Genomic DNA, 21,479 nt, shown 5'->3' on the forward strand with positions numbered 1-21,479 from the left:
ATTTTCGCGTTATCCAGCATTATATGGACACCTGCAAACAGGAGGGACCGATTGGGATAGGCTCTAAGTCTGTAAGAAAATAAATTAACAGGAACATTGAATAGAAATGTAAGTATTACAAACACCATGATGAAAATAAATCATGAAGCAACCTATTGATTATTTCAATAAATAATATAAAGCAAAAACGATTCACTATTTTACTCAGAACAATAAGTTTGTCATGGTTGTTCTGTAGCAAGTATCTTTTCAGCCTATTTATATCTAACTCAAGGAACATTTCTATGCCCAATAATAGCTCATCACAGTTGGTCTTCTGGTATAATCAACTTGACATGAATGATATAGATAGAGTTGGGGGCAAAAATGCTTCCCTGGGTGAAATGATTACTAACCTTTCCGGCCAGGGCGTATCCGTACCGAATGGTTTTGCAACCACTGCAGATGCGTTTAACCAGTTTTTGGCTCAATGCGGCGTAAACCAGCGCATTTATGAACTGCTGAATAAAACGGATATTGACGATATCATCGAGCTTGCGAAAGCCGGCGCACAGATCCGCCAGTGGATTATCGACACTCCTTTCCAGCCGGCGCTGGAAAACGCCATCCGTGATGCCTATGCGCAGCTTTCGTCGGATGATGAAAATGCCTCTTTTGCCGTACGTTCCTCCGCCACGGCGGAAGATATGCCAGATGCCTCGTTTGCGGGTCAGCAGGAAACGTTTCTTAACGTTCAGGGCTTCGATGCGGTACTGGTTGCAGTGAAACACGTATTTGCCTCTCTGTTTAACGATCGCGCCATCTCTTATCGAGTTCACCAGGGATATGATCATCGCGGCGTGGCGCTTTCAGCGGGCGTGCAGCGGATGGTTCGCTCCGATCTTGCCTCGTCAGGGGTGATGTTCTCCATCGATACCGAATCCGGTTTTGACCAGGTCGTCTTTATCACCTCGGCATGGGGTTTGGGCGAGATGGTCGTGCAGGGAGCCGTTAACCCGGATGAATTCTACGTGCACAAACCGACTCTGGCGGCTAACCGTCCGGCAATTGTCCGTCGCACAATGGGTTCGAAAAAAATCCGTATGGTCTACGCACCAACCCAGGAGCACGGTAAGCAGGTAACGATTGAAGATGTACCGCAGGAACAGCGCGATGTTTTCTCCCTGACCAACGCTGAAGTGCAGGAACTGGCGAAGAAGGCGGTACAGATTGAGCAGCACTACGGTCGTCCGATGGACATCGAATGGGCGAAAGACGGTCATACCGGCAAGCTGTTCATTGTACAGGCGCGTCCGGAAACCGTGCGCTCGCGCGGCCAGGTGATGGAGCGTTATACGCTGCATGCTCAGGGTAAAATTATTGCTGAAGGTCGTGCTATCGGTCACCGCATTGGCGCGGGTCCGGTCAAGGTCATTCAGGACATCAGCGAAATGAACCGTATCGAACCTGGCGACGTCCTGGTTACCGACATGACCGACCCGGACTGGGAACCGATCATGAAGAAAGCGGCGGCGATTGTCACCAACCGTGGCGGTCGTACCTGTCATGCAGCAATTATCGCCCGTGAATTGGGTATTCCTGCAGTAGTGGGATGTGGAGACGCAACCCGACAAATAGCAGACAGTAAAGAGGTCACGGTTTCCTGTGCCGAGGGGAATACAGGCTATATATATGACGGGAGGCTTGACTTTAGCATCAATAACTCCGATGTAGATACTATGCCAGATCTGCCGCTGAAGATTACAATGAATGTTGGTAACCCGGAGCGGGCGTTTGATTTTGCCACCCTGCCGAACGAAGGTGTGGGTCTGGCACGTCTGGAGTTTATCATTAGTCGTATGATAGGCGTACACCCTCGAGCATTGTTAGAATTTGATAATTTGGATACAAATCTACAAAACGAAATCCGTGAAAAGATGAAGGGATTTGACTCACCGTGTGAATTTTACGTTGGTCGGTTGACTGAAGGGATTGCGACGTTAGGTGCCGCCTTCCATCCGAAACGCGTTATTGTTCGCCTATCAGACTTTAAGTCAAACGAATACGCTAACCTGATCGGTGGTAAGCGGTATGAGTTATATGAAGAAAACCCGATGCTGGGCTTTCGGGGGGCTGGCCGTTACATCTCCGAGAACTTCCGTGACTGCTTTGCAATGGAATGTGAAGCAGTCAAATATGTGCGTAACAATATGGGACTCACCAACGTCGAAATCATGATTCCGTTCGTGCGTACGGTCGATCAGGCGAAAGCGGTCATCGAAGAGCTGGCGCACCAGGGGTTAAAACGTGGTGAAAACGGGCTTAAGATCATCATGATGTGCGAGATCCCGTCTAATGCCTTGCTGGCTGAGCAGTTTCTTGAGTATTTCGACGGATTCTCTATCGGCTCTAACGACATGACACAACTGGCGCTGGGGCTGGATCGCGATTCCGGCGTGGTTTCCGAACTGTTTGATGAGCGTAATGACGCGGTGAAAGCGTTGCTGTCGATGACGATCCGCGCTGCGAAAAAACAATGCAAATATATTGGAATTTGCGGTCAGGGCCCGTCCGACCATGAAGACTTTGCGGCCTGGTTAATGGAAGAGGGGATTGACAGCCTGTCTCTGAACCCTGATACCATCGTTCAGACATGGCTTAAGCTGGCTGAACTGAATAGATAAGCATGCCTTGAATGATACAATAAATACCGGAGATGATCATACGATGTTCTGCCCACGGGCGTCCGGCCCGTGGTATTGCTGATTCAGCAGGTAATAAGGGCTGGATGAGAGTCCATGCTTCATCGGGTAGGTCGTAGCGAGTCATAGTTCAATGTGTTGTGAAAACAGGCAATCACCTTCATATGGAGTGTATTTTTCTGGATAAAATCACGGACGTTTACTTCATTCTGCCAGTCACCTTTGGTAAAATCTTCCCAGGTGGTGGCTAACTTTTTATTAAACTTGTGCATGTAATTCCCCTATATTAATGTGGACCTGATGATCATCAACGGTAAGTTCTGGGTGCTGTGTTCAGGCTCGCCCTCGCCATGGCGCGATTTGTCTGAGCGATATGGTCCATGGAAAACAGTTTATAATCGCTTCAATCGATGGTCGAAGTCGGGAGTGATTAACTTTATTTTCAACAGGTTACTTACGTTACTTGATGCAAACCGTCTTATTGACTGGTCTGCCACCGCACTGGATGGCAGTAATATCCGGGCGCTCAGATGTGCCGCAGGGGCGCAAGAAAACATCCCGATATCACCGGAGATAACAGCCTGGGTCGTTCTCGCTGTGGTTTTGGCACCAAAATCCATCTGGCGACAGACGGAAGTGGCCTCCCGTAAAATATCGTGCTAAGTCCCGGGCAAGCCCACGAAAGTCAGTTCGCATTACGTCTTCTGGACGGCATTGGTGTTCAGCGTCAGAACGGCAGCATGAAACGTCGTGGTCATACTGTACTGGCTGATAAAGCCTACTCCAGACATGAGACATGCGTTACGTAACGAGCTGAAAAACGAAGGTATAAAAACCGTCATCCCTCGCAAATCAAAAGAGAAAATGGCGTCAGATTGTCGTTCACAGCTCGATCGTGATGTCTACCGCAATCGCAACGTTGTAGAACATTGCTTTGGTCGCCTGAAAGAATATCGTCGCATCGCCACACGTTACGACAAAACGGCGAGGAATTATCTGGCGATGGTTAAACTGGGTTGCATCCGACTGTTTTACAAGAAGTTATGTAATTAAGGGATACAGCCTAACAAAGGCTACTTTTTATTAAATGGAATACAAAACTAACCAAGCATCGAGCCTGTTTCTATGAGGTTACGGTGCAGATCAAATGCGTGTGAAAGGTCGTGATGTATATGCCCACCAGGAGCATTTTCCAGATAACGATACAGATAGTCCTGATAAAGTGGATGCGCACAGTTTTTGATAATTGTGTATGCACGCTGAATTGGTGACAGCCCACGCAGGTCGGCAATGCCCTGCTCGGTAATAATAACCTTAACACTGTGTTCACTGTGATCCACATGACTACACATTGGGACAATCGTTGAAATATTACCTTCCCTGACCACGGATGGTGCCATAAAAATGGAAAGACTGGCATTCCGAACAAAGTCCCCACTTCCACCAATACCATTAATCAGATTGACACCAGAAATATGCGTTGAGTTAGCATGTCCGTAAATATCAAACTCCAGCCCGACATTTAATGCAATAACGCCAAGTCGCCGGATAATCTCAGGATTATTAGAAATTTCCTGCGGTCGGAGCACAATACGATTTGCGAAAAAATCCATATTATCGTAGATTTTCTGCAATGAACTGGTTGAAACTGTCAGACTGGAAGCGCTGGCACCTGTAATTTTCCCTGCTTCCAGCAGATGTACCGCAGACTCCTGCAGTACTTCAGAATACATCATGAATGGCGGAATATCCGGGCTTTCGCCAAGCCGCGCCATAACCGCATTGTTGATATTACCCACACCACTTTGCAGCGGAAGAAATTCAGGTGGGATCCGCCCGGCAGCCATCTCACTCAGAAGAAAAGTTACTACGTTATCAGCAATTTGAAGGCAGACGGGATTTGCCGGAGAAGGCAATCCCCCATTATCGGGAAGTTCCGTATCGATAACCGCAACAATTTTATTGGGATCAATTTGCACATACCTGGTTCCAACTCTGTCCAGAGTGTGAAAAACAGGAATGCAGTTACGATAAGGAGGCACCCCGGGGAATACAATATCAGCTAATTCAGCTATCCCGGGATGGTGATAATGATTAAGCTCAATGATCACTTTTTTGGCACGCTGCAACCAGGTTGGAGCGTTACCGATTCCGCTGGTAAGCCAGATTCGTCCATCAGATGCAATGGCTGAAGCTTCAATTACAGCGACATCAATATCACCAAAAAAGCCATAATTGACTGCCTGCGCCACTTCACTCAGGTGCATATCAACAAATTTCACCTGTCCATGATTAATTTTCTGTCGTAAGCCTGGGGACGTCTGATAAGGCGCGCGCCAGGAGATAGCACCAGCTTCAGACAATATATCATCAGCAAACGCACTGATGGATGCTCCCGTGAGCAAACGAATCTGAAAAGGCTTCTGTGCATGATGCATTTCACTGGCACGACCGGCTATAGCTGCGGGTAACACTTTTGGCGAACCCGCATGCGTGAATCCGCCAAAAGCAACCAAATCATTATGCTGGATAAATTCCGCTGCCTCATTTGCATCCATCCAGGACCATGTTTCTTTCACTCATTACCCCTTAATGTGTTAAATTTAAAAAGTTACTCCTGAGAATTATAAAAGCAGTTATTTTTTGATTTTTCCCTAATGTAAATACCTGTTGCTTTTTATAAATCAGATACAGGCTGTCACAAAACCCAAATACAGAATTTAATAAAAAAAACAACACCATATCGTTTTTAGTCACATCAGTCATGGTTAGTATCACGCAGGTAAATAATCCAGTATGCCAATCCGACGAAAACTCCACCTCCGATTATGTTCCCAATGGTAACCGGAAATAGGTTGTCAGTAATAAAATTCACTACAGTAAGATGCGCAAAATCTGCCGGACTTGAATTAATCGCATTCCAAAAATCAGGACTTGCAAAATAACGGATAATAATCCCCATCGGGATCATAAACATATTTGCAATACTGTGTTCAAAACCACTTGCAACAAACATTGCCACAGGAAGAATCATAATTATTGATTTATCTACCAAGGTACGGCCAGCGTAACTCATCCATACAGCAAGGCAAACCAATAAATTAGCGAGAATACCGAGAGTAACAGCTTCGATGAATGTATGATGCATTTTATGGTCAGCTGTTTGTAAAACATTTAACCCCCAACCACCGTTCGCTGTCATATACTCACCTGATAACCATATCAGTAAGACAAAAAAGAGCGCTCCTATCAAATTTCCAATATAAACGTTCACCCAATTCCACAGCAATTGCCGCCAGGTAATATGACCACAGGCTTTCGCCACTACGATAAGTACCGTCGATGTAAACAGATCAGCCCCACAGATAATGCATAAAATCAGACCGAGTGAAAAACAAATCCCACCAATCAGTTTTGCAATTCCATAAGGTATCCCTGCAGTGCCAACTGTGGCGGTGATATAAAAAACAAACGCAATGGAGATAAACATACCGGCCGTAACAGACAGATAAAAAGTTTTTAGCGGATGTTTATTTGTTTTGTATACACCTGTCTCTTCAGCTACTTTTGCCATTTCAGCAGGAAGTAAAAGACTGTTGAAGTTGTTACCTTTCACAAATATTTCTCTTTATTAAACCAGTCGAAGGACATGAACAAAATTCCATAGTACAGTGACAAGCCTTGTTCAGATAATTCGCTGGTTACGAAAAGTAATTATATCCTTGTCATCATAACCTAAACTATACAAAATTTCGTCAGTATGTTCCCCCTGTAATGGAGATGTAGTTATTTCCACTAAACTATCTGACATCTTTATTGGCATACCCACAGTCGTGTACCGACCGCGTAAAGGATGTTCAACATCAACAATCGTTCCGCTTATGCGAAGAGACTCATCTTCAGCAATTTCCTTCATTGAGAGAACAGGAGCACAGGGTATATTATACTGATTGAGAATATCCATAGCCTCAAACTTTGTTTTGCTTATGGTCCACTCTTCGATACGTCGGAAAATTAATTTCAGTTTTGATAAACGAGCAGACGGTATTTTAAATTCTTCATCTTCAATCCAACGGTCTTCACCAATCACCTTACATACAGCAGGCCAGACAGCCGCCTGAATAATAAAATAAATGTAAGCATTAGGATCCGTTTCCCAGCCCTTACATTTGAGGATCCAGCCAGGCTGACCACCGCCAGAGGCATTTCCCGCGCGTGGTACAACTTCACTAAAGTGACCGTCTGGATATTGCGGATACTCCTCCAGGATACCTGTTCGTTCCAGCCTTTGTTGATCCCGTAGTTTCACACGACATAGATTGAGGACCGAATCCTGCATTGAAACTGACACTTTCTGGCCGTGCCCCGTTGTATATCGTTGAAAAAGTGCGGAAACAATACCCAGTGCAAGGTGCAGACCTGAGCCGGAATCACCAATCTGTGCCCCTGTCACGACCGGCGGACCATCATCGAAACCTGTTGTTGATGCTGCACCTCCGGCGCATTGCGCGACATTTTCATAGGATTTACAACTCTCATATTTACCTGGCCCAAACCCTTTTACGGAAGCAAGGATCGTTCGGGGATTGATGGAGTGGATATGTTCCCAGGTAACTCCCATTCGATCCAGTGCCCCGGGCGCAAAATTCTCAACAATGACATCACTACATCTGATAAGATTGTTCAGGATTTCCAGTCCTTCAGGGGTTTTAGTATTTAATGTGATGGAACGTTTATTATGATTCAGCATTGTAAAGTATAAACTGTCGGTACCTGGAATATCACATAACTGTTTACGTGTCGCGTCTCCCTCACCAACACGTTCAATCTTAATAACATCTGCTCCCAGCCATGCAAGCAGCTGAGTACAGCTTGGTCCAGACTGTACATGTGTAAAATCGATAATTCGTATTCCCTCTAATGCTTTCATAAAATCCTCATGTTTATATATTTATTCTGTCAATACGGAACTGTTGTAATTAACTATGGGCGTCATAAAACCATCAGCAATAAAAAGTTTTATGACGCCTAATATACGTAAAATTAAATTGACCTGACTCATCCTGTCCACGATTATTTTACAGGATTCTTTATAGACATCAGAAGTAATAACCCTGACTATTCCATCAATTTATCCAGGTCAATCTGGACTGCAGCCAGCTTCTTTCGCAATAATCTCTCCTCATTAAATCGTGAGGTTTCATCCCGAATAACAGCCACTATAAATTCAGGATTACCGCATTCATCAAATAATAACGCGACAGTAAACGCGATAGATAAAGTGTCTCCTCCCTGCTTTAGTGACGGTACGCGGAGAATCGATGTACTATACTTAGTTTGGCCCGTTTGCATTGTATGACAATAACTATCCCAGTGCCGCTCACGATATCTTTCAGGAATAATTATATCAAGTGATGAACCCAGTGCTTCTGTTGGCGTATAACCAAACAAACGTTCAGCAGCTGGGTTCCAGCCGGTAATCACCCCTGATATATCGGAGATAACTATTGCATCACCAGCCATTGTCAGAAATTGCTGAAATTTATCCATTATCTTAACTAAACTGCTTTAGAAAGATGAATATGCGAAATCTGTTCTGACGAGTAACCTAATTCAGACAGAACTTCGTCAGTATGTTCACCCAGCAGCGGTGAGGCCGTGATTTCAGGTTTAAGATCTGAAAACTTAATTGGACAACCTACAGTCCAGTAACTACCGCGAACTTTATGTGGTACCTCAACGATAGAGCCACTCTTGAGTAACGACTCATCATGCAGCAATTCTTTCATCGACATTACTGGTGCACAGGGAATCCCGAACTTACCAAAATAATCCACTGCTTCGTATTTATCCTTGCCTGCAGCAAGAATAAAGTGCTCAATAGCACCAAAGATATCCATGATATGTGGCTGACGCGCTTTAGGTGTGGTGTAGGCCGGATCTTCCCTCCATTCAGGGCGCTCAATTGCGTCACAAATAGGGGTCCACACCAAATCCTGTACCGTAAAATAAATATAAGCGTTAGGATCGGTTTCCCATCCCTTGCACTTAAGGATCCAGCCAGGCTGACCACCACCACCGGCATTCCCTCCTCGTGGTACTACATCCGTGAAGGGTTCATTCGGGTATTGCGGATACTCTTCCAGATAACCCACTCTGTCCAGACGAAGCTGGTCACGCATCTTCACCCTACACAGATTGAGTACTGCATCCTGCATTGAACAGGCGACCTTCTGGCCTTTTCCCGTTTTCTGGCGACCAATATAAGCAGTAAGGATACCAATTGCCAGATGCATACCCGTATTGCTGTCACCTAAAGCCGCAGCTGAAATAGTCGGCCCTGAGTTCTCACCTTTCCACCAGCCAGTTGTTGACGCAGCTCCCCCGGCGCATTGCGCAACATTCTCGTAAGCTCTCAGATGCTCATAATGGTGTCCTTCACTGAATCCTTTAACAGACGCAAGGATCATACAGGGATTTAATTCCTGGATATATCCCCACGTAAATCCCATCCGATCAAGTGCTCCAGGGCCGAAATTTTCAACCATCACATCACATTCTTTAATAAGCCGTGTTAATATTTCTTTACCCTCCGGCGTCTTTGTATCTAGCGTCAGCGAACGTTTATTACTGTTGAGCATAGTGAAATAAAGCGCATCGGCGTCCGGAATATCACGTAGCTGATTACGTGTAATATCGCCAGAACCAGGACGTTCTATTTTGATAACATCTGCACCAAACCACGCCAGCATTTGTGTACATGCAGGACCAGCCTGAACATGGGTGAAATCGATAATTTTAATACCAGATAAAGGTAGTACTTTCTCGTTATTCATTTAGTCATCTCCTTGTATTTATTTCTTGATTGCTTTTGCAGGGTTAAGGCTGGTAATACGTCCACTTTCAGTACCCGCAGTTTCATCAATCGCGGCATTAATAAGAGTGGGTTTTCCGGAAGCAATAGCTTCATTTATGGCCTTATGAAGTTCATCAGTCGTTGTCACATGTACACCCACGCCGCCAAAAGCCTGCATCATCATTTCGTAACGCGCGTTTTTGACAAACACAGTAGGTGCCAAATCGGTACCACCAGAAAGATTTTTATCCGTTCCTTTGTAAACCCCGTTGTTATTAAACACCACGATGCACACTGGCAGCTGGTATCGACAGATGGTTTCTACTTCCATTCCACTAAAACCGAAAGCAGAGTCCCCCTCAATGGCGATAACCTGTTTGCCCGTAACAACCGAAGCGGCGACAGAAAATCCCATCCCTATGCCCATCACTCCCCAGGTGCCGACATCCAGCCGCTTACGTGGCAGATACATATCTACAATGCTGCGAGCAAAATCGAGAGTATTGGCTCCTTCGCTGACAATAATTGTTTCAGGGTTGGCCTTAACGACATCTTTAACCACACTCAGTGCACTGTGAAAATTCATTGGTGAAGGGCGTAGTGCCAGCTTTTCCGCCATTTTGTTGAGATTCTTTTCCTTGCGCTCAGTAATAGCGTTCATCCAGTCAACAGGAGGTCTCGCCCAGTTATCTCCAGTGTTATGCAACAACTGCTCGATGCAGGAGCCGATGTCCCCAATCAATGGAGCATCAATAGCAACATTACTGTCAATTTCAGTTGGTGCGATATCGATCTGTATGAATTTTTTAGGTCCTTTGTCCTGTCCCCAGACTTTCCCCTTACCGTGTGAGAGTAACCAGTTAAGACGAGCGCCAATCAGAATAACGACATCGGCCTCCTGTAATACATAAGAACGTGCGGCTGCAGCTGACAGTTCATGGGTATCAGGGAGTAAGCCCTTAGCCATCGACATCGGTAAGTAAGGAATACCGGTTTTTTCAATGAATTTTCGGATATCAGCATCAGCCCGTGAATAAGCAGCTCCTTTTCCAAGTAAAATAAGTGGTCGTTTCGCTTTTTCTAGTACCTTAATTGCTCTGGTGACTGCATCGGGAGCTGGTAACTGAGCCGGAGCAGGATCCACCACCTTAATCAATGAATTACGACCAGCCTCAAGGGACATAGTTTGTGAAAATAATTTGGCAGGTAAATCCAGATAAACCCCGCCAGGGCGACCAGATACCGCGGCACGGATAGCACGGGCAATACCAACACCAATATCCTCAGCCCGAAGTACGCGAAAAGCGGCTTTGCACAGAGGTCTGGCAATCGAGAGCTGATCCATCTCTTCGTAATCCCCCTGCTGTAGATCAACTATCTCACGTTCACTGGAGCCACTTATCAGGATCATGGGAAAACAGTTGGTCGTGGCATTTGCAAGTGCGGTCAAACCATTTAGAAAACCTGGTGCTGAAACCGTCATACAGATACCTGGTTTTGCCGTGAGAAAACCAGCAGCTGCAGCTGCATTACCCGCATGTTGTTCATGGCGGAAGGAAATCACACGCATTCCTTCCGCCTGTGCCATACGCAAAAGATCCGTGATAGGGATTCCAGGCAAACCAAAAATAGTGTCAATATCATTAAGTTTCAGGGCATCAAGAAATAAATGAAAACCATCGATTAATGCTGGTGATTCGGTCTCTGTGTTACTATCAGGTTTCGTTTTATTTTCACTGGTAAAATTCATACTGAACCTCTCTTGAGATTATTTAAAATAAACAGACTATTAATTTACATTTACCACAATTAATTTCTTACAGCTTTCCATATTGGAGGATGCTTCCAGAGAGGAAGAAGAATAAATCCGGAAAGCAAGGCCATGACAGATGAAACAATGATTATAAAAGGATTGCCGTAAGTCGAAATCAGGTATGCTGATAATACTCCACCATAAATCCCTCCGAGTCCCTTTGCTGTAGCATAAAGCATACCGTAATTAGATCCGGAAGCAACCTCACCATAATAATATCCAACAATTGAAGCGAACAGTGAGTAAAGTGCTCCCCAGAAAAATATTGAGATAATGCAACTTGTAATAAACCCCGTAGAACTTCCCACTTCAGCAAAATACAAAGCTAAAAAAGAGAAAAGGCCACAGAAGATATAAAATATCGTCATCGTTTTATCTACGCCTATCTTATCAGAAATCCAGCCAGCAACCACCCGACTCAAACCACTTGTAATAGCAATACCTATAGTCATTACTGTCCCAGCAGCCAGACTAAAATGAAATGCTGAAGCAAATTTGATACTTTTTGAAATAAAGGTTAACCCAGCTCCTGAAACCAGCACAAAAGACACAATCAGTACCCAAAACTGCCATGTAGACATTGCTTCGCCCATACTGTATTGTTTATCGCAAGGACGTTTAGTTAACTTTTTACTTTTCAATGAAGTAATGGTCCATCCTTTGGGGGGATCTTTCATAAACAGTCCTGTAATAATAATTACGCCAGAAATGATGGCTGCCATGACAAAAATAACATTAAAAAAAGTGCTATCCGGAGCATTCTTTGGAATGCTCTGAATAGGGAAAATAAAGGGTAATGCCCCCCAGGAAAACGCCGCAGACATCAACCCTGTAGTTATGTTTCTGTTATCAGGAAACCACTTATTACAGGTAGTAATAGCCGCATTATAAATAAATCCGCAAAAAAAACATCCGATACACCAGACCACCAGGACAACACCGTAGGAAAAAGTCTGACCAAATGCGCAAACCAGCAGACCAATACCGGAAAAAATGCCTGCAATGACCGAAACCAGCTTTGGACCAAATTTATCACGTAGAATACCACCTGGTAATGTACCAAATGCCTGGCAAATAACGAACATTGTAAACATTAATGATACTTTAGTGGATTCCCATCCATAAATGTCTCCCAGATGCGGGGCGATCACTGACCATGCATACTCATACGGACTAATCACAGACATAGCCAGAAAAGCGAGGACAAACATCCACCATCTACTAAAACCTAATATTTCCTTATCAGTACGATTACTGAAATTTGTGCTTGCAATAGTATTCATCCTATATCTCCAGAACCAGGAATTTAAAAATAAAGTGTTGATATCAATATTTCTGATACTCATAAAAATAATTTTAATTACCTAGTTCATAATTGTTGAAACAATAATGGTCTGTATTAACCCCCAGCTATATAAGGTTAACAAGAACAAAGTCCCCTTGAACTAATAAAATTAAAATTTCTTATAATTTTATTAGTTTGATGCAGATCTCTATTACTCCAATTTTTTATAGTCTATAACCTCTTTATCCTTACTCTGATTTTTATTAACACCTATAAATGTCAGTTAGGGAAATGTTTTTTTTTAATCTATGGATGATTTAAAATCATGAATATTTCAAATATATCTTTACGCCAGTTACGCATTTTCCTGGCCGTCGCTGAGCATCATGGCTTCAGCCGTGCAGGTTGTGTGATTGGTCTGACGCAATCAGCAATGAGCCACAGTATCAGCGAACTGGAAAATGAACTGGGAATCAGATTATTCGACAGAACAACAAGAGAAGTATTATTAACGAAGGAAGGTGAAGATCTGTCCGTAGAACTCCGACGTTTACTGAGAGAACTTGAAACCACTCTGAGTAATGCCAGAAGCCGGGGAGAGCAACAGCGTGGATTAGTACATGTAGCCACCAGCCCAACGATTTCTGCTGGTATCATGCCAGGATGTATTTTAAGGGCACTCAATAAATACCCACAAATCAACATGATAATACATGACCAGGTTCAGCAAAAAACAATCCAGATGATACAAAATGGCGAAGTTGATTTCGGTGTAATAGTCGAACCATCATTGCCTCCGGATCTATATACTGAAACGGTTCTGGAAGAACCATTTTGTCTGGTAGTACCGGAAAATGCTCAAATTGCACAGATGGCAACGGTTAAATGGAGTGAACTGCAGAATGAAGAACTGGTTTTGCTCGATTATGCTTCAGGTAGTCGCCCTTTAATTGATAATGTGTTTGCGCGTCACGGAGTCACTCCCCATATCGTTCAGGAACTTGGCCATGTATCAACAATCTTTCGAATTTTACAGTCAGGTATCGGTGTTTCAGTTATCCCACAACTGGCATTACCATCACTCATGGACACTGGCCTGAGTATATGTCAATTATGTCCACCAGAAACAAGACGTCTGCAACTGGCCCGTCGCCACAATCGTTCCCTTTCCCCGGCAGCCTCTGCCATATGGACATTGATTAAACAGTGGTGCCAGGTTCAGGTATAAGCATGTTCGTATTTCCCCCGAATATTATTAATATTCGGGGGAAATACGTTGATATATCAGGGGCATTTTATAAAAAAATCACATTGTTAAATCATTATTAATAACATTACCCCCCGATAATTTTCATTCTCTAATTAAATATATCCGCATGCTGTAGTTATATATAATTTATAGATAAACTCATATCATCCATGAAAAAATATACTTAGTGATTAATTGAGCTAAATCAATATACTGGATAATAGTAAGCGTCGTCTCAGCCTTGTAATTACTCACGACTTCTGTAAAAAACCTAAAGTTTCTTACTGGCTTCAACTAATGGAATAATATGGTTGAAACTCAAGGCGATACAGAATGGTTAGCTCAGGAGATTGACGAAAGTAGTTTCAATGATCGCAGACTCGGTCGGCAATTTCGTGAGCTCATGGCGAATTTTTGGAAAAATATAGGAAGCACGATTCCGTTTGCCTGTCAGGACTGGGCTGGAACTAAAGCGGCTTACCGGTTTCTTTCAAATTCTCATGTTGATGAATCTGCCATTCTGAAGGGACATTTTGAGTCCACGCGACAGCGCGTAGCAACACTAAGAAATGAAACTATATTACTGCTTCAGGATACAACAACTTTTATTTATCAAAGGGATAATCCAGATATCATTGGGTATACCGGAACCACGTCGGCATGGGGAAAGAGAAACGATAAATCAAAAGGCAAGATTGTTAATTGTGGTATTTTGATGCATTCCAGCCTCGCGATAACCTCGCGAGGTGTGCCGCTGGGGTTATCAGCAATAAAATTCTGGACACGCAGAAAATTTAAAGGTGCCAACGCCCTCAAAAGGAAAAACAATCCGACCCGCGTACCTGTTGAAGAAAAAGAAAATATCAGGTGGCTTGATAGCCTGCGCCAATCGATGACTTTGCTGCAAAGTCCAGAACGTTGTGTCCATGTTGGCGACAGAGAAAGCGACATTTATGAGCTGTTTTGTTTATCCCGGGAGCTTGAAACGTCATTTCTGGTAAGAACTTGTGTTAACAGACTTGCTGGCGATGGGAAGCACACTATTTCTGATGAAATGCAGAATGAGTCAGTAAAATGTATTCATAATGTTGTTCTGCGGGATGAGAATGAGAAAAACCATGAGGTTAACCTGAGTTCGGGATAAGCGATCATGCTACCAACGCAGGGGCTGATGTACTTATTGACAGGCTGGGCTTCTTGTCCATCAGGCAATACGCAACCAGTCCGGATAATAAATTGACTATGAAGTTATTAATTGAACGGTGCCGACCATGCTCAATCTGACACAAATTTTTAAGCTCATCAAAAACGGTTTCGATAACAGATCGCTTACTGAGTACCGCTTTTTCAAAGTCAGTATGCGTCACCTTCTTCATATTTCTTCTGACTTTAGTGATGAGATTGATTCCCATGTCTTTTAGCTTTTCTTTCAGCGAGTTAGATAAATAACCTTTGTCACCGAAGAGATCGCCAAAAATACCACTCGCCATATCCGGTACTGGTTTTCTGTCATCAACATTTCCGGCAGTCAGACGGGCACTGATTATTTCACCGGGATGATTAATAATCACGTGTAATTTGAATCCGAAGAACCAGCCTGTGGAGCTTTTACCCCGTTCTGCGTATCCATCAAACACTTTATGACGACTGATACGATGATTATCGCAAACGGCCAGCGGAGTGGAATCAACGACTGAGACTCCTGAGCATGATCCTTTAAGAGAATCAAACAGCACCGTTAACAAAACGATACACAGGGGCATGAGTTCAATGAACCGATTGTAAGACAGCAGACGAGGAAACTCCCTGCGCATAAATATACTAACGTACTGATAAAACTTCTTAAATTGTCAAAATCTCATGGAGTGGAAGAGAATAACCAGCGTTGTCATCTCTGAAAGCGAAAGTATGGATTGACGACCTCTGTGTTTTTTATCATTTTAAATCATGTAGTTATCGATTTGTTCTTTGACGGATTGCCAGAAATCATCGACGAGACAGTAAAGTTCGGTAATATAGTCCACAGGTACTCCCTGAGTTGTGAAATCTTGCTTTGAAAATCAGATTTAACAACGAAAAGGAGTTTTTTTCTATTTAAATCAATCAACTACACATTTCCTTATCCCGAACTCAGGTTATATTAAGTAGTCAGGAGAAATTAACTGCAAAGCCATCACCATAAGCCCCCAGTAATTTCTCCAGCTCAGACTCCAGTGTTTCTTTGTTCCAGTTGATAAAGCGCCGCAAGTGATATTTCGCCTTCTTCCATACCATTTCGATTACGTTCAGTTCCGGGCTGTAGGCAGGCACATATTGTGCTCGAAAAGACATCTTTTTCTGGTTATGTCATCAATTCCACGGTGAACCAGGGCATTATCCAGAACTAGGCTGTGTCCCTTAATATCCTGAGTTATAGTAACTACCTGTTTCCCCAACACATTGAGCTATGGCCCGCTACGATCTTCCCGATGAATCATGGAGTATCATCCAGCCCTTGCTGCCTGCTGAACCCACATCTCCACAGCCCGGACTACCATGGGCTGAACATCGAAATATCATCAACGGTATGTTCTGGGTGCTGTGTTCAGGCTCGCCATGGCGCGATTTACCTGAGCGATATGGGCCATGGAAAACGGTTTATAACCGCTTTAACCGGTGGTCGAAGTCGGGAGTGATTAACATTATTTTCAACAGGTTACTTACGTTACTTGACGCAAACCGTCTTATTGACTGGTCTGCCACCGCACTGGATGGCAGCAATATTCGTGCGCTGAAATGTGCTGCCGGAGCGCAAAAAAACATCCCGATATCACCGGAGATAACATCCTGGGTCGCTCTCGCGGTGGTTTTGGCACCAAAATCCATCTGGCGACAGACGGAAGCGGTCTCGCCCGTTGAACATTGTGTTAAGCCCGGGTCAGTCTCACGAAAGCCAGTTCGCATTACGTCTTCTGGACGGCATTGGTGTTCAGCGCCGGAACGGCGGCATGAAGCGTCGTGGTTATGCGGTGCTGGCTGACAGAGCGTACTCAGGTCATGCACTGCGTAATGAGCTGAAAAGAAAAGGCATAAAAGCAGTTATCCCAAGAAAATCCAATGAAAAACTGGCGCTGGACGGACGTTCGTAGCTCGATCGTGATACCTATCGTAATCGCAATGTTGTGGAGCTGTGCTTTAGTCGCCTGAAAGAATGCCGTCGGATCGCCACACGTTAGTAAGCGACAAGCGAGCCTTGCAATTACCCACATCTATTTTCTCGAAAGTTCAAAACCATAAAGAATGTCATTAAGCCGACGTAGTCCTCACCAAAGCACTGTGTTTCCAGGGGGAGGATCGTTGGCTCTGGATAAATATCCGCTTGGCCGTTGTTTAAATTCAGGAGGATAATTAAGGTAGCCTTTAGACCTGCCAACTGTGACATTTTTCTGTATATCTGACATTTTATCACCCACTATTATTTAGTGGTGGATATTTTGTCCAGGATGTCAAAAGTTCGCCAGACGGAGCTGAGACGACGCTTACGTAGCAACACTAAGAAATGAAATAATATTACTGCTTCCGGATACAACAACTTTATTTATCAAAGAAATGATCCAGATATCATTGGGTATACCGGAATCACGTCGGCATGGGGAAAGAGAAAAGATAAATCAAAAGGTAAGATTGTTAATTGTGGTATTTTGATGCATTCTAGCCTCGCTATAATCTCTCGAGGTGTGCTGCTGGGGTTATCAGCAATAAAATTTTGGTATACATGACACATCATCCTTAATTACAGAATTACTGGGCGACATGTCACCGCCCGGAATAGTTATACTGGCGCTAGGATTCTGTCCTGTTTAGCGAACCGTCCAGGCCGGACTGAAATCCTCGTCTTCAAATAATTCAGTCAGTCCACTTATCTGTTTCAGTCGAAGAACTTCATCCCTGTCCATTCCCAGCTCCTGGCCAATACGTTCATCCGTCCATCCGAGCCGGGCCAGGTCTCTGACGATATCTGACATCGACGCTATCTGATGCTTCCCCCGGGCGCGGTTATGCCTGATCGTGGAGGCAATTCGTTCAGCCTGCCCTTTTCGTTCGGGATTGATACAGGTGACGGGAAGCCACCCTTTAAGACGTTTTCCTGCCCCAGACTCGCGTCTGCCCAGCAGCTGCCGGTGAAAACCATCCACAACCAGGTATTGCCCTTTCTCTTCAGATACCACGACGGGTTGGGTAAAACCGTCCTCCTGCAGTGAGCGCTGCAGAAGTTTTTTCTCTCCGGCAGCCATAACATTGGGGTTGTAATCGTTGGCCACCACTTCGCTGGCTTTCACCCACAACACCAAATCCACAGGCTCCCGGGCAAAGGGACTGAGCTCATGAAGTGTTTCACGAAAATGATTGAGGGCTGCAACTTTTTCTTCATCTGAAATCTGCTGACTGAAATACCGGGTAATGAGTCTGGCCACCTGCTCCCTGGTTACAATATCCCCCATTCCTTCCTCCTTTGTTTCATACGCTTCTGGTAACGTTCGTAATGCCGGGGTTTATTCGGGCTGAAAGATAAGGTCCGGCACCAGAAATCATTTTTGATCAGTGTCTTACATATCCGCCGCCACGAGGGAATGTCCCTGCTGCCCAGGTCATTGTCCTGTTCATCCGGAATGTCTTCCGGGTAACCGTGCGTCTGATACCAGCGCAGGTATACCGCTATCTTGTTCCGGTAATGCTCGGCTGTTTTTTGTGGCATGACATCGAGAAGAAACATGGCATAGCTGCGCCAGGTATGATGTGCTGGTCTGGAGATGCGTTTGCGCAGGGCAAAATAAGCCCCACTTTCATTAGCATAAATGGCCCCGCTGGCCGCGCCGGAAACGCGGGCGCACATTCGCGTCCAGGTTTCAGGCTCCAGTACATGATAAAGCCACAGACCGCGGCGCTGTTCGGGGCCAAAAGGCTCACAGACCCGCATATTCCGCAGGGGGACGCCGGCTCTGTACATCAGATCATACAGCGGGTTGTAAATGGCCCCCGTGCGGGCGTGGTAAATCCAGATGTCCCGCGCTTTCCAGTCATACAGAGGGCACATCGTGTAATAAAACCCCTCGGGAGAGGCAGTGGTCCAGGGTTTGTCATCGGCATAACGAAGCTTTCGCTGGCTGGTCAGACTTATGAATCGGTTCAGGGATTCATCTGCACGAACGCCGGTCAGTATGGCCACTCCACACTGATTGTTCGTGAACCATGCCGAGAATGCCGGGACAAACTCTTCAAAGGTCATGGCGTAACGGTAAAAGGGAAAATACGCCGTATCAGTAATGGCATCTGCCGGTGGCTGACGAACCCACTCCACATCGGGCTCCCAGCAAACCCATTCAGGCTGAAACTGTGAAACACCATTTACAGTCGTCAGCGGAAGAGCCACCCAGAAAAACGTCTCCGTCACATCACGATACAGTTCCTGCATCATCTGCACATGTTCAATTGTGCACTGATACTGAGCTTCCCAGTCAATGAACAGGACGGAGAAACGCCGGTGTTTTCTGCGGGCTATTGTGGCGGCGATATGAAACAGTACGGTCGAATCTTTACCGCCAGAAAAGGACAGGCAGACCTGAGAAAAGGTATCAAATATCCACTCCACACGGCGTATGATCGCAGACAGCACATCTTCCCCGGTTTTGATTTTCTGTATTTGATTACGTTCCATAGTGACGTCGTCTGACCCTGGTGTGCTAATGGTATTATTGTGCCTGACAGTACAGGGTAAAAGGACATACTGTCAGTACTGTGGCTGATGCGCTTACAGACAAAGACAAGCCATTTTTCTGTCCGGTAATATAAGTCACGGGTCCTGAACATAAATTGACGATGTAGTTTCAGGCTGTGCTGTATATGGATTTTAAGGCATTGAGTACGCGCTATAACTCCTTGTACAGGTATAGTCATCCCCCCTGAACGATTCAGATGTCATTTTGCAGACAGATTTTATCCTCACTGAGAGCGGCAAAACTTTCTGTTTCGAACAGCGTTTTCGCTTCGTCAGGAGGAATAAACTCAGTTCTCTGCTGAGAAAGACAAAAACGGGTTCCGTACAAAAGTTCACGTAACCGGTTTTTCATGCCCAGTTTTACCAGCAGGCGATTTTTGTCCTGAAAAATTTTCTTTTCGTCCCGGTTAAGAATGTTCTTCAGTCCTGACAGGGGGGACCGGGCTCGGTAAATTTCCTTCAGCAGTTTTTGCTGGTCTTGTGTTACGCCACAGCTTTCCGTTGCCCGGAACATCAGTATCGACATATAGTTCATCAGACGTTTAGGATTATTAAAAATCAGCGGAACCTCGAAACTCCCCATGACGGGTTTTGGGTCAGACAGGAAGCTGACCAGACTGTCTTTTACGGGTACGGGCTTCTTTCCATGTCGGAGACGGTCCACGATCCCGGTCAGCTCCTGGTGCAGCATGGCAGGAATGTTTCCCCAACTGTGAAGCACCACGTGGTCACTGAACAACAGTTCATCGCTTAAAATCAGTACAGGATGACAAAGAAGCTCGTTTTTTAGAGCATAAAACAGAAAAAGATGTTCACGCGGACGCAGACAGAGGAGCAATAAGGCATCAGGATCCCGGGCAAGTCGCTGCAACAGGGGGATAAGCCTGAAGGTGGTTTCACACCGACTTTCGGGGTACAGACTTTTTATTACATATTCCGTGGCGCTCACCACTGGCCAGCAGTCTCCATGAATGATGACCCGCGGAGCCGTCTGCTTTCGGTTAAATGTTGTTGTCATCATCGTCTTCCTTTTTCAGGTTTTTCCCTGCATGTCGGTCACTGAGCAGCCGGTTCCACAGTTCATTCGCCTGTGCCCTGTCTCCGTTCCCCACCCGCCGCCGTGAGACCGGTGGCGTTACCGTCCTTTCACGCCGGGCCGGCGCCGTGTTTTCAAGGACACGCACAACAAAAATTTCATAGCGCTGTGCTTTATTGGACAACGTCTGGCGGCGGCAGACGCAGACCACCCGGGATGCTTTATTCCTCAGATATGAAATCAGGTAGCTGGCTCGCCTCGGGGTGATGTGAAAGGCTTCAGATATCTGACTACGCTGAACCCAGCTTTGTTGCAACATACACCAGTGTGCAACCAGAATATAAAGAGGTTCGCGGCTATACTGTCGAACGCATTCAGGTACATAGCAGGCATCATGGTTTGTCTGTCCGGGATAATGAATATCATTACCTGAAGGAGCTATTTTCCTTTTTTGTTTTTTTTCAGAGGACATTTTGCTTCTCCATTTTTGGGTGAGAGAGACCCAGAGATAAAAATTTAATCAAATAATATTTTTATTTTTTAGTAAAAGCCGAAACTTAATGCTTAATTCTTTTAAATGTAAGTAACAATGACAGTCATTGCTGCCGAAAAATCCCCGGTTTTAATTTCCGTTCCTGGTATGGGTTCAACTCTTGCCCTGTATTGCTTTATAATTCTGCCACCGGAGCCGTTATCCAGACTAATATTCCCCATATCCGCTTTCGTATTGAATTTAACCGGCGTTCCTGCCTCATCCAAAACCAATAGCCTGAAACCATTGTATTCTCCTTTTGTATTTTGAAG

15 protein-coding genes and 6 pseudogenes are annotated in these 21,479 nt (G+C 44.9%); 5 read left to right on the top strand and 16 right to left on the bottom strand.

Annotation, left to right across the window (positions count from 1 at the left end; genetic code table 11):
- The first annotated feature begins 284 nt into the window (after window positions 1–284).
- A complete protein-coding gene (gene ppsA, locus BZK42_RS23730; RefSeq protein WP_080860493.1) occupies window positions 285–2,663 on the top strand; it encodes a phosphoenolpyruvate synthase in 2,379 nt (792 codons plus the stop codon).
- Window positions 2,664–2,673: 10 nt separating this feature from the next.
- On the opposite strand, the pseudogene BZK42_RS23735 reads toward ppsA, so the two are convergent.
- Window positions 2,674–2,808, bottom strand: a pseudogene (locus BZK42_RS23735) (IS5/IS1182 family transposase); the annotation flags it as partial.
- 26 nt (window positions 2,809–2,834) lie between these two features.
- A pseudogene (locus BZK42_RS23740) lies at window positions 2,835–2,953 on the bottom strand (hypothetical protein); the annotation flags it as partial.
- 31 nt (window positions 2,954–2,984) lie between these two features.
- On the opposite strand from BZK42_RS23740, the pseudogene BZK42_RS23745 reads away from it, so the two are divergent.
- Window positions 2,985–3,734, top strand: a pseudogene (locus BZK42_RS23745) (IS5 family transposase); the annotation flags it as partial.
- Between the two features lie 47 nt (window positions 3,735–3,781).
- Here the strand turns inward: BZK42_RS23745 and scpC are convergent.
- The 7 genes from scpC to BZK42_RS23780 form a co-directional block, all read right to left on the bottom strand.
- Complete coding sequence (gene scpC, locus BZK42_RS23750; protein WP_428839382.1) at window positions 3,782–5,239, bottom strand: succinyl-CoA:acetate CoA-transferase ScpC; 1,458 nt, start codon at window positions 5,237–5,239, stop codon at window positions 3,782–3,784.
- Between the two features lie 200 nt (window positions 5,240–5,439).
- Entirely contained in the window at window positions 5,440–6,297 is an 858-nt protein-coding gene (gene focA, locus BZK42_RS23755; RefSeq protein ID WP_080860495.1) for a formate transporter FocA, read from the bottom strand.
- Window positions 6,298–6,366: 69 nt separating this feature from the next.
- The gene (frc, locus tag BZK42_RS23760; protein ID WP_080860497.1) at window positions 6,367–7,611 is read right to left on the bottom strand and encodes a formyl-CoA transferase; all 1,245 of its coding nucleotides are present in this window, start codon (window positions 7,609–7,611) and stop codon (window positions 6,367–6,369) included.
- A gap of 188 nt (window positions 7,612–7,799) precedes the next feature.
- A complete protein-coding gene (locus BZK42_RS23765) occupies window positions 7,800–8,231 on the bottom strand; it encodes a PAS domain-containing protein (protein ID WP_080860499.1) in 432 nt (143 codons plus the stop codon).
- A gap of 8 nt (window positions 8,232–8,239) precedes the next feature.
- Complete coding sequence (gene frc / locus BZK42_RS23770; protein WP_080860501.1) at window positions 8,240–9,517, bottom strand: formyl-CoA transferase; 1,278 nt, start codon at window positions 9,515–9,517, stop codon at window positions 8,240–8,242.
- Window positions 9,518–9,535: 18 nt separating this feature from the next.
- The gene (gene oxc / locus BZK42_RS23775) at window positions 9,536–11,287 is read right to left on the bottom strand and encodes an oxalyl-CoA decarboxylase (protein WP_080860503.1); all 1,752 of its coding nucleotides are present in this window, start codon (window positions 11,285–11,287) and stop codon (window positions 9,536–9,538) included.
- Between the two features lie 59 nt (window positions 11,288–11,346).
- Window positions 11,347–12,633, bottom strand: a complete 1,287-nt coding sequence (locus BZK42_RS23780; RefSeq protein ID WP_080860506.1) for an OFA family MFS transporter — start codon at window positions 12,631–12,633, stop codon at window positions 11,347–11,349.
- A gap of 327 nt (window positions 12,634–12,960) precedes the next feature.
- On the opposite strand from BZK42_RS23780, the gene BZK42_RS23785 reads away from it, so the two are divergent.
- Together BZK42_RS23785 and BZK42_RS23790 are read left to right on the top strand one after the other, a co-directional pair.
- Entirely contained in the window at window positions 12,961–13,863 is a 903-nt protein-coding gene (locus BZK42_RS23785) for a LysR family transcriptional regulator (protein ID WP_080860508.1), read from the top strand.
- 328 nt (window positions 13,864–14,191) lie between these two features.
- Window positions 14,192–15,028, top strand: a complete 837-nt coding sequence (locus BZK42_RS23790) for an IS4/Tn5 family transposase DNA-binding protein (RefSeq protein WP_143329732.1) — start codon at window positions 14,192–14,194, stop codon at window positions 15,026–15,028.
- A 4-nt stretch (window positions 15,029–15,032) separates the two neighbouring features.
- Here BZK42_RS23790 and BZK42_RS23795 read toward each other — a convergent pair.
- Together BZK42_RS23795 and BZK42_RS23800 are read right to left on the bottom strand one after the other, a co-directional pair.
- A pseudogene (locus BZK42_RS23795) lies at window positions 15,033–15,908 on the bottom strand (IS982 family transposase).
- Window positions 15,909–16,032: 124 nt separating this feature from the next.
- Window positions 16,033–16,215, bottom strand: coding sequence for a transposase (locus BZK42_RS23800; protein WP_143329733.1), 183 nt, complete (start codon window positions 16,213–16,215; stop codon window positions 16,033–16,035).
- Window positions 16,216–16,330: 115 nt separating this feature from the next.
- On the opposite strand from BZK42_RS23800, the pseudogene BZK42_RS23805 reads away from it, so the two are divergent.
- A pseudogene (locus tag BZK42_RS23805) lies at window positions 16,331–17,096 on the top strand (IS5 family transposase); the annotation flags it as partial.
- Between the two features lie 627 nt (window positions 17,097–17,723).
- Here the strand turns inward: BZK42_RS23805 and BZK42_RS23815 are convergent.
- From BZK42_RS23815 to BZK42_RS23835, 5 genes and pseudogenes are all read right to left on the bottom strand, one after another.
- Window positions 17,724–18,365 (bottom strand): IbrB-like domain-containing protein, encoded by a 642-nt coding sequence (locus BZK42_RS23815; RefSeq protein WP_080860516.1) that lies wholly within the window; start codon window positions 18,363–18,365, stop codon window positions 17,724–17,726.
- Window positions 18,350–19,579 (bottom strand): phosphoadenosine phosphosulfate reductase, encoded by a 1,230-nt coding sequence (locus tag BZK42_RS23820; protein ID WP_080860520.1) that lies wholly within the window; start codon window positions 19,577–19,579, stop codon window positions 18,350–18,352. The genes BZK42_RS23815 and BZK42_RS23820 overlap by 16 nt, the downstream gene beginning before the upstream one ends.
- A gap of 253 nt (window positions 19,580–19,832) precedes the next feature.
- Entirely contained in the window at window positions 19,833–20,657 is an 825-nt protein-coding gene (locus BZK42_RS23825) for a transcriptional regulator (protein ID WP_080860522.1), read from the bottom strand.
- A complete protein-coding gene (locus tag BZK42_RS23830; RefSeq protein ID WP_080860524.1) occupies window positions 20,641–21,147 on the bottom strand; it encodes a CaiF/GrlA family transcriptional regulator in 507 nt (168 codons plus the stop codon). Before BZK42_RS23830 ends, BZK42_RS23825 begins: the two co-directional genes overlap by 17 nt.
- A 101-nt stretch (window positions 21,148–21,248) precedes the next feature.
- A pseudogene (locus tag BZK42_RS23835) lies at window positions 21,249–21,479 on the bottom strand (adhesion protein); the annotation flags it as partial.

The organism is Citrobacter braakii, assembly GCF_002075345.1.
Classification (GTDB): Bacteria; Pseudomonadota; Gammaproteobacteria; order Enterobacterales; family Enterobacteriaceae; genus Citrobacter; species Citrobacter braakii.

Bases quoted from the DNA above. Each gene is read 5' to 3' on its own strand.
- ppsA (WP_080860493.1), top strand. From the start codon at position 285: ATGCCCAATAATAGCTCATCACAGTTGGTCTTCTGGTATAATCAACTT.
- scpC (WP_428839382.1), bottom strand. From the start codon at position 5,239: ATGGATGCAAATGAGGCAGCGGAATTTATCCAGCATAATGATTTGGTT.
- frc (WP_080860497.1), bottom strand. From the start codon at position 7,611: ATGAAAGCATTAGAGGGAATACGAATTATCGATTTTACACATGTACAG.
- BZK42_RS23765 (WP_080860499.1), bottom strand. From the start codon at position 8,231: ATGGATAAATTTCAGCAATTTCTGACAATGGCTGGTGATGCAATAGTT.
- frc (WP_080860501.1), bottom strand. From the start codon at position 9,517: ATGAATAACGAGAAAGTACTACCTTTATCTGGTATTAAAATTATCGAT.
- oxc (WP_080860503.1), bottom strand. From the start codon at position 11,287: ATGAATTTTACCAGTGAAAATAAAACGAAACCTGATAGTAACACAGAG.
- BZK42_RS23780 (WP_080860506.1), bottom strand. From the start codon at position 12,633: ATGAATACTATTGCAAGCACAAATTTCAGTAATCGTACTGATAAGGAA.
- BZK42_RS23785 (WP_080860508.1), top strand. From the start codon at position 12,961: ATGAATATTTCAAATATATCTTTACGCCAGTTACGCATTTTCCTGGCC.
- BZK42_RS23790 (WP_143329732.1), top strand. From the start codon at position 14,192: ATGGTTGAAACTCAAGGCGATACAGAATGGTTAGCTCAGGAGATTGAC.
- BZK42_RS23800 (WP_143329733.1), bottom strand. From the start codon at position 16,215: ATGTCTTTTCGAGCACAATATGTGCCTGCCTACAGCCCGGAACTGAAC.
- BZK42_RS23815 (WP_080860516.1), bottom strand. From the start codon at position 18,365: ATGGGGGATATTGTAACCAGGGAGCAGGTGGCCAGACTCATTACCCGG.
- BZK42_RS23820 (WP_080860520.1), bottom strand. From the start codon at position 19,579: ATGGAACGTAATCAAATACAGAAAATCAAAACCGGGGAAGATGTGCTG.
- BZK42_RS23825 (WP_080860522.1), bottom strand. From the start codon at position 20,657: ATGACAACAACATTTAACCGAAAGCAGACGGCTCCGCGGGTCATCATT.
- BZK42_RS23830 (WP_080860524.1), bottom strand. From the start codon at position 21,147: ATGTCCTCTGAAAAAAAACAAAAAAGGAAAATAGCTCCTTCAGGTAAT.